The 2,246-nt window shown below is 68.2% G+C and carries 3 protein-coding genes; all 3 read left to right on the forward strand.

Going from position 1 to position 2,246, the window contains the following annotated elements; translation table 11 throughout:
* On the forward strand, positions 1 to 161 hold a 161-nt coding region (gene ybeY, locus AC1D00_RS37505; RefSeq protein WP_477014139.1), incomplete at its 5' end, for an rRNA maturation RNase YbeY.
* Between the two features lies 1 nt (position 162).
* Positions 163 to 1,281, forward strand: coding sequence for a hemolysin family protein (locus AC1D00_RS37510; protein ID WP_477014137.1), 1,119 nt, complete (start codon positions 163 to 165; stop codon positions 1,279 to 1,281).
* A partial coding sequence (gene lnt, locus AC1D00_RS37515) for an apolipoprotein N-acyltransferase (RefSeq protein WP_477014138.1) occupies positions 1,278 to 2,246 on the forward strand: 969 nt, incomplete at its 3' end. The genes AC1D00_RS37510 and lnt, both read left to right, overlap by 4 nt.

Raw genomic sequence — 2,246 nt, forward strand, 5'->3', positions numbered from 1 at the left:
ACCACCATCTGAGCCATCTCGCCGTGCACGGTTTCCTGCACCTGATCGGCTACGACCACGAGAACGACGACGACGCGGAGGAGATGGAAGCGCTGGAGACGCAGATCCTCGCCCATCTCGGCATTCCCGATCCCTATGCCGACCGCCCGGGGACGCACTGAGATGCCGGATTCGGACCCGACCCACGACAATCCCCGCAACACGCCCAATTTGCCTGTCGTGGTGACATCAGGCGAGGTCCTGCGTCCGACCGCCGAGGGCTGGCTGCTGCGCGCGATCCGCACGCTGTTCGGCTGGAAGGCCGGATCGGTGCGCGACGATCTCCAGGTCGTGCTCGACGCCTCGACGCCCGACGACACCGGCTTCTCCGCCGTCGAGCGCACCATGCTGCGCAACATCCTCGGTCTGCACGAGCGCCGCATCGCCGACGTCATGGTGCATCGTGCCGACATCATCGCGGTGAAGCGCGACATCCCGCTCGGCGAGCTGATGGACCGCTTCGAAAGCGCCGGCCATTCGCGCCTCGTCGTCTACAACGAGACGCTCGACGATCCCGTCGGCATCGTCCACATCCGCGACCTGCTCGCGTTCATGACCGCGCGGGCGCGCGTGTCGGACGCCACCAAGACCAAGCGCAAGAAGCCGCTGCCGGCCGGCCTCGACCTTCGTACCGTCGATCTCGCGCTGCCGCTCGAGGACGCGCGCATCATCCGCAAGCTGCTCTACGTGCCGCCGTCGATGCGCGCGATCGACCTGCTCGCGCAGATGCAGGCCACGCGCATCCACCTGGCGCTGGTGGTCGACGAATATGGCGGCAGCGACGGGCTGGTCTCGCTCGAGGACATCGTCGAGCAGATCGTCGGCGAGATCGACGACGAGCACGACAGCGACGAGCCGCCCTCGATCGTGCGCCTGCCGGACAACGCCTTCATCGCCGACGCCCGCGCCAGCCTCGACGACGTCCGCACCGTGATCGGCGCGGACTTCGTCACCGGCGAGGCCGGCGAGGAAGTCGAGACGCTGGGCGGCTATCTCGTCAGCTTCGTCGGGCGCCTGCCGGTGCGCGGCGAGGTGATCTCGGGCCCCGGCAATTACGAGGTCGAGGTGCTCGATGCCGATCCGCGCCGCGTCAAGCGGCTGCGCATCTCGACGCGGAAGGAACGCCCCGCGCTGCGCACCCAGCGCGAGAGCCGACGCCGCGAGGCCGCGCCGGAGAGCGGTCAACCGCCGGCAAGTGACACGCCGACCCCGCCGCCAAGCGACGGGACCGGCCCACAGTGAGCGCATTCCAGCGCCTCCGGCAGATTGCGCTAGCCATCATCCTCACCTGGGGATGGAAGCGCGCCGTCCTCGCCATGGCCGCCGGCGCGCTGTCGGTGCTGGCGCTGGCGCCGTTCAACGCCTTCCCGGTGCTGTTCATTACTTTCCCGGTTATGGTCTGGCTGATCGACGGCGCCGGCGCTGGACGATACGGCGGCATCCCCGCCGCGGCGCTGACCGGCTACTGGTTCGGGCTCGGCTATTTCGTGCCCGGCCTGTACTGGATCGGCTATGCCTTCTTCGTCGACGCCGACGTGTTCGCCTGGCTGACGCCGTTCGCAGTGCTGGGCCTGCCGGCCTATCTGTCCATCTTCACGGCGATCGGTTTTGCGCTGGCACGCCTGCTCTGGACCAAGAACGCCACGCGCGTGCTTGCGCTCGCGGCAAGCCTCACCATCGCCGAATGGCTGCGCGGTCACGCGCTGACCGGCTTTCCCTGGAACGCGTTCGGCTATGCGCTGTCGGAGCCGTTGCCGCTGGCACAGACGGCGTCGCTGATCGGCCTGTGGGGCATGACGTTCCTGGCGGTCGCGATCTTTGCGAGCCCCGCGACGCTGATCGACCGCACGCCCGATCGCCGCGTGGCCTGGCGCGCGCCGGCCGCGGCAGTCGCACTTCTGATTGTCATGAGCATCTTCGGCGCGATCCGCCTGTYGCTGCATCCGACCACGATGGTCGCGGGTGCCAAGCTGCGCCTGATGCAGCCGAACCTCCAGCAGGACGCGAAATTCAACTACGCCGCCAAGGCGGAGGTGATGAAGAAATACCTGGCGCTGTCGGACCGCGCCTCCGGTCCGCAATCGACCGGCGTGCGCGATGCCACCATCCTGATCTGGCCGGAATCCGCCTTTCCGTTCTTCCTGACCCGCGAAGCCGACGCGATGGCGGAGATCGCCGAGCTGCTGCCGAAGGGCACGGTGCTGATC

This window comes from Bradyrhizobium sp. P2_E8 (assembly GCF_056403875.1).

Excerpts from the sequence above, each read along its gene's own strand:
- AC1D00_RS37510 (WP_477014137.1), top strand. The coding sequence starts at position 163 with ATGCCGGATTCGGACCCGACCCACGACAATCCCCGCAACACGCCCAAT.